Genomic DNA, 5,370 nt, shown 5'->3' on the forward strand with positions numbered 1-5,370 from the left:
GAGGGGCTGGGGATTCGTGACGAGGAGACCCGGGCTCGTCACCTCACCGCCATCAACCGCTTCCGCGGCGTGTAGGACCCACTGTCCGGACCGTCCGTTGCCGCAGCTCTCGTCACCCAACGATTGCCCGTCTGGGATGCTGAGGCCCTATGACAGAGCACAGTGACCTCATCCCGATGTCCGGCGAGGGTGACGGTGCCCCCGGCTTCGACCTGGTGCGCCGCGGTTACGACCCACATCAGGTGAACGCGCACGTCAACTGGCTGGTCGAGCAGCTGCGCGAGGCCGAGTCGCACCGCGCCGCCGCCGAGGCGGCCGCCTCGGAGGCCGCCGCCGAGGCGGCGCGGGTTCGCGACGACCTGGCCGCGAACCGACCTGCCTGGGAGGAGTTCGGCGGCCGGATCACCCAGATCCTGCAGCTCGCCGAGGAGGAGGCGGCGACGGTTCGCGCCGAGCGGACCCGCGACGCCGAGTCCCAGCTCGAGGAGGCCCGGCGCATCGTCACCGAGGCCGAGCACACCCGCGACCGCACCCTGCGGGAGGCCGACGAGCAGGCGCAGAGCATCGTCTCCTCGGCCCGCGCCGAGGCGGAGCGCGTCGTCGAGGCGGCCCGGTCGGCCGCGGCCCAGGCCGAGGAGGAGTCCGCGCGGCGCCTCGCCGAGCTGGAGCACCAGCGCGACCAGGTCACCGCGCAGCTCGGCGCGCTGCACGACCAGGTGACGGCCCAGCTCGGCGCGCTGCGCGACCGGCTCACCGCGGCGACCGCCCCGATCGAGGCGCCGTCGGCCTCCGCGCCGAGAGCACTGACGCAGGGCGAGAGCACCGCCGTCCAGACGGCGGGTTCGTCCCACGGCTGACGGCCGCCGCCGGTGAGGTCAGCGGCGGCAGCCGTCAGCGGTGCCGCCAGGGCCAAGCAGTCACCAGGGCCAAACAGTCCACCAGGGCCTCGCCGTGGTGCCGAGGTCTAGCGGTGGCGCCAGGGCCGTCGGCGTCGGTTCGCGCTGACGTGCCGCCGGGTCCAGCACGGGGTGTGCCAGTGCCGCCGTTCGTCGATGTCGCCGACCGGCCACACCACCCGATGCGGCGTACCCGCGGTTATGAGCTGGTCGCAACCCGGGCACCGGTATGCCTTCGTCGTCGCGGCGCCGGTCACCGGCCGCACGACCCAGTCCTCGTCCCCGCCCGCGCTTTCCCCCGCGCCCGGATTTCCGCCCGCGCCCATGCCGTCGACCGGGCCTCAGTGACCGCCGGAGCCGCCGTCCGGCCCTGAACGGCCGATGACCTCGCCGTCCACGACCTTGACGGTTCTCGGCTCCGCGCCGGCGCCGCCCGCCCGCCCGCCGCGGCCGGCCTTGTGGATCGCCGCGCCGGCCAGCGTACGGGCCACCTTCGCCCGCCGGAGCATGCCCGCCGGGCTCGCCAGCGCCGACGACGCCCCGATGAGCGCGTGGAACGAGCGGTCGCTGCCGCGCCAGTGCTCCCGCAGGATCGGCTCACCCGCCCCGACCACCAGGCGACGGAACGCGAAGGCCACAACGGCCACGTCATCGAGCTGGCCGATCACCGGGATGATGTTCGTCAGCCGGTTCTTCGGCGACACCAGGTAGGCCAGCGCCGCTCCCGCCTCCAGCTTCGCGGACTGCGGCACCCGCGGGTCGGCGACCACCCGGCGCAGCATCACGACCAGGTCGGGCAGGAAGGTCGTCACCTCACGGCCGAATGCGCGCAGCGCGTCCTTGTCCACCGTGGCCATGGGCGTCCTCCTCGGGGCGTACGGGCAGCCGGCACGGGCGCCGACCGCCGGGGGGCGTCCCGGCGCCCGGCGACATCCTAGACACGACCGCCGACCCGCCCCGAAGGGTGATCAACGCCGGCTGCCCGTCCGGTACCCCCCGGAGGGGCCACGAACCCCCTCCGACCGGACCCCCGCCGCCTCAGCGCGAGTGGTCGCGGAAGCCCCGGCCGGTCTTGCGCCCCAGGTAGCCCGCCTTCACGAGGTGCTCGAGCAGGGGGGCCGGGGCATAGCCCGGCTCCCGGAACTCCAGGTACAACGTCCGCTGGATCGCCAGTGTGACGTCGAGACCGACCACGTCCGCCAGCGCGAACGGGCCCATCGGATGTCCGCAGCCCACCGTCATCGCGGTGTCGATGTCGTCGACGCTGGCGTAGTGCGCCTCCAGCATCCGCACGGCGTCGTTGAGGTACGGGAAGAGCAGCGCGTTCACGATGAACCCGGCGCGGTCCGCGCAGACCACCGGGTGCTTGCCGGCGGCCCGGCTGACCGCGAGCACCGTCGCGGTGACATCGGGAGCGGTCAGCACCGTCGGCACGACCTCGATCAGGCGCATCGCGGGCGCCGGGTTGAACCAGTGCATCCCGACGACGTCCCGCGGACGGGTCGTCGCCGTGGCGCACTCGATCACCGGCAGGGAGGACGTCGTGGTCGCGAGCACCGCCCCCGGCTTCATCACCTCGTCGAGCGCGGCGAACAGCGCCCGCTTCACCGAGAGCTCCTCGACGACCGCCTCGACGACGAGATCGCAGCCGGCGAGCGCGTCGAGGTCGGTCGTCCCCGTCACCCGGGCGAGCGCGGCGTCACGCTCCTCGGCGGACAGCCGTCCGCGCTGGACGCCTCGCTCCAGCGACTCCACCAGCCTCTTGCGGACGGCCGACACCTTGTCGTCGGACCGCGCGCGGAACACCACGTCGAAACCGGAGCGGGCCAGGACCTCGACGATGCCGCAGGCCATCGTCCCGGTGCCCACGACGCCGACGGAGCGCACCGGCCTGGGTTCGACCCCGGCGACCACGCTCGGGGCGGCGTCGTCGACGACGTGCGGCGAGTCGGCCTCGGCGTAGGTGTAGAAGCCCCGACCGGTCTTGCGGCCCAGCATTCCGGCCGTGACGAGCTGCTTGAGCAGCGGCGCGGGAGCATGCAGGTGATCGCGGGACTGGTGGTACATCGAGTCGAGGATCTCGTACGCGGAGTCGAGCCCGATCAGGTCGAGCAGGGCCAGCGGCCCCATCGGGTGACCGCAGCCGAAGCGCATCGCCGCGTCGATGTCCTCCCGGGTCGCGTAGTGCGCCTCCAGCATCCGCACCGCGTTGTTCAGGTAGCCGAACAGCAGCGCGTTGGCGATGAAACCGGCCCGGTCGCCTGCCCTGACCGCAATCTTCCCGACGCGGCCGACCAGGTCGCGGACCTCGTCAAGGACAACAGGATCCGTGACGACCGTCCCGACCACCTCGACGAGTTCCATCACCGGCGCCGGGTTGAACCAGTGCGTGCCGAGCACCCTGGACGGCCGGTGGGTGCCGGCGGCAAGCTCGGTGACCGACAGTGAGCTGGTGTTGCTGGCGATGATCGTCCCGGCGGGACAGATCTCGTCGAGACGGGCGATGAGCTCCTGCTTGGCGTCCAGCCGCTCGTGGATGGCCTCGATGATCAGAGGACAGTCCGCGACGGCCGTCAGGTCGACGCCACTGCTGATGCGGCCGAGCAGCTCCTCACGCTCGGCCGGGGTCAGCTTGCCGCGTTCGACCGCCCGATGCGTGGAGTGCTCCAGATGGCCCCGACCGCGGGCCAGCCCGGCCTCGTCCCGTTCGACGCCCACCACGTCGATACCGGCACGGGCCAGCACCTCCGCGATGCCGGCGCCCATGGTGCCGAGCCCGATGACCCCGATCCTCGTCAGCTCACCGAGGGTGCTCTCCTGGCCCATGCCCAGCGCTCCTTCCTCCGGGTGGTCTTTCCCGTGGTCTGGCCGCCTGTCACCGCCGAGTACGCGGCCTGCGGCGTGCGACGTCCCGGGCACCGGTGTGGTGTTGGGACCGGCACCGGCAGTGGAGCGTCCACTCCGCGAGTGTCCGAATCCTCCCAGGTTCTCGACGCATGAGCTTGTGATCGTGATGAAAGCTGCCATGCAGTGCGCGGGGACAGGATGCTACGCGCGCCGCCCCACCCACCGCGACCGCACGAGCCCGCCAACGGACCACGGACAGCGACAGCCAAAAAGGCGTGGCGGCTCAGTGGCAGGCAGGACTCACCCAGCGGCCACGCATCGTCCGGGGGGGACGGAACCGGGTCAGAACAGGGTGGGGATGGAAGGCTCGAGGCCGCGCAGGGCGTCGTAGTCGACCACCGAGCAGGCGATGCCGCGGTCGGCGGCCAGCAGGCGTGCCTGCGGCGTGATCGACTGGGCGCACAGAATGCCCCGCACCGGATGCGGAAGGGCCGGATCATCGTCCAGGCGGGAGAGGTAGCGGGTGAGCTGCTCCACCCCGTCGATCTCACCCTTGCGCTTGATCTCCACGGCCACGGTGGAGCCGTCGGCGGCGCGACAGAGCAGGTCGACCGGGCCGATACCGGTCTCGTACTCCCGGCGGACCAGCGTCAGGCCCTCGCGGACGGCGTCCGGCCGGTCGGCCAGCAGCACCTGCAGGTGCGCCTCCACGCCGTCCTTGCGCAGGCCGGGGTCGACACCGAGCTCGTGCGTGGAGTCGTGCAGGATCTGCTCGATCGAGATGACGAGCTGTTCCTCGGCCTTGTTGGTGACCCGCCAGACGCCCTCCTCCTCTGCGATGACGCAGGGCGGGCTCATCCAGTTCAGCGGCTTGTAGGCACGTCCGTCGGCGTGGATGGAGACAGAGCCGTCGGCCTTCACCAGGAGCAGCCGGACGGCGCTGGGCAGGTGCGCCTTGAGCCGGCCGATGTAGTCGACACTGCACCGAGCGATAACGAGCCGCATGTCGCGACCGTACCGTGCCCGGTCGCCTCACCTGGACCGGGTACCCGCGTTCCGCAGGACGAGGTCGTCGAGCAGCCGGCGGCGGCCCGCGTAGCGGGTGGTGAGCCGCTGGGCGTCCTCGACGGGGAGCCGTCCGAGGCGGCGCGGGTCGGAGTTGTCGGCCATGTCGGCCCGCTTTACGACGACGGCGATGCGGTCGGCGGCGACCCGGGCCAGGTAGGCCTCCTGCGGCTCACCCTCGCGGTGGGAGAGCGCGTCCACCGCGGCGACGACCGCCGGCGGGTACCCGGAGGCGGCGAGGTCGTCGAGCGTGACCTCGCTGTCCTCGACCACGTCGTGCAGGATGGCGGCCATCTGCGCGAGGGACGGGTCCACCCCGGCGGCGGGGGCCGTGCGGCCGACGGTGCCCATCACCCGCAGCGGGTGGCCGATGTACTCGTCGCCCGCCTTGTCGAGCTGGCCGGTGTGGGCCCGGGCCGCCAGCGCCACCGCGTCCTCCAGCGACGGCCGCGGCGGAGGCTGCGGCTGGGGGGTGGGGGCGGCCGCCGGTTCAGGCACTCGCGAGGCCGTTTGAGGTGCGCACGATGTTCACGATGCCACGCATGATGTCGGTCAGCCCGTA

At 72.6% G+C, this 5,370-nt stretch carries 6 protein-coding genes; 1 reads left to right on the forward strand and 5 read right to left on the reverse strand.

The features are described 5' to 3' along the window. The first annotated feature begins 149 nt into the window (after positions 1-149). Positions 150-857 (forward strand): sugar-binding protein, encoded by a 708-nt coding sequence (locus MXD62_RS26815; protein WP_248832191.1) that lies wholly within the window; start codon positions 150-152, stop codon positions 855-857. Between the two features lie 107 nt (positions 858-964). Here the strand turns inward: MXD62_RS26815 and MXD62_RS26820 are convergent, their stop codons facing one another. The 5 genes from MXD62_RS26820 to MXD62_RS26840 all read right to left on the reverse strand — a co-directional run bounded on the left by MXD62_RS26820 (position 965) and on the right by MXD62_RS26840 (position 5,306). Next, positions 965-1,222, reverse strand: a complete 258-nt coding sequence (locus MXD62_RS26820) for a hypothetical protein (protein WP_248832192.1) — start codon at positions 1,220-1,222, stop codon at positions 965-967. A gap of 15 nt (positions 1,223-1,237) precedes the next feature. Continuing rightward, entirely contained in the window at positions 1,238-1,753 is a 516-nt protein-coding gene (locus tag MXD62_RS26825; protein ID WP_248832193.1) for a DUF1232 domain-containing protein, read from the reverse strand. 181 nt (positions 1,754-1,934) lie between these two features. Continuing rightward, positions 1,935-3,722 (reverse strand): 3-hydroxybutyryl-CoA dehydrogenase, encoded by a 1,788-nt coding sequence (locus tag MXD62_RS26830; RefSeq protein ID WP_248832194.1) that lies wholly within the window; start codon positions 3,720-3,722, stop codon positions 1,935-1,937. A gap of 363 nt (positions 3,723-4,085) precedes the next feature. Continuing rightward, complete coding sequence (gene nucS / locus MXD62_RS26835) at positions 4,086-4,748, reverse strand: endonuclease NucS (protein ID WP_248832195.1); 663 nt, start codon at positions 4,746-4,748, stop codon at positions 4,086-4,088. Between the two features lie 27 nt (positions 4,749-4,775). Beyond that, positions 4,776-5,306, reverse strand: a complete 531-nt coding sequence (locus MXD62_RS26840) for an HD domain-containing protein (RefSeq protein WP_248832196.1) — start codon at positions 5,304-5,306, stop codon at positions 4,776-4,778. Between the last annotated feature and the right edge of the window lie 64 nt (positions 5,307-5,370).

The organism is Frankia sp. Mgl5 (assembly GCF_023242985.1).
Lineage (GTDB): Bacteria > Actinomycetota > Actinomycetes > Frankiales > Frankiaceae > Parafrankia > Parafrankia soli.

Excerpts from the sequence above, each read along its gene's own strand:
- nucS (WP_248832195.1), bottom strand. The coding sequence starts at position 4,748 with ATGCGGCTCGTTATCGCTCGGTGCAGTGTCGACTACATCGGCCGGCTC.
- MXD62_RS26825 (WP_248832193.1), bottom strand. The coding sequence starts at position 1,753 with ATGGCCACGGTGGACAAGGACGCGCTGCGCGCATTCGGCCGTGAGGTG.
- MXD62_RS26820 (WP_248832192.1), bottom strand. The coding sequence starts at position 1,222 with ATGGGCGCGGGCGGAAATCCGGGCGCGGGGGAAAGCGCGGGCGGGGAC.
- MXD62_RS26830 (WP_248832194.1), bottom strand. The coding sequence starts at position 3,722 with ATGGGCCAGGAGAGCACCCTCGGTGAGCTGACGAGGATCGGGGTCATC.
- MXD62_RS26815 (WP_248832191.1), top strand. The coding sequence starts at position 150 with ATGACAGAGCACAGTGACCTCATCCCGATGTCCGGCGAGGGTGACGGT.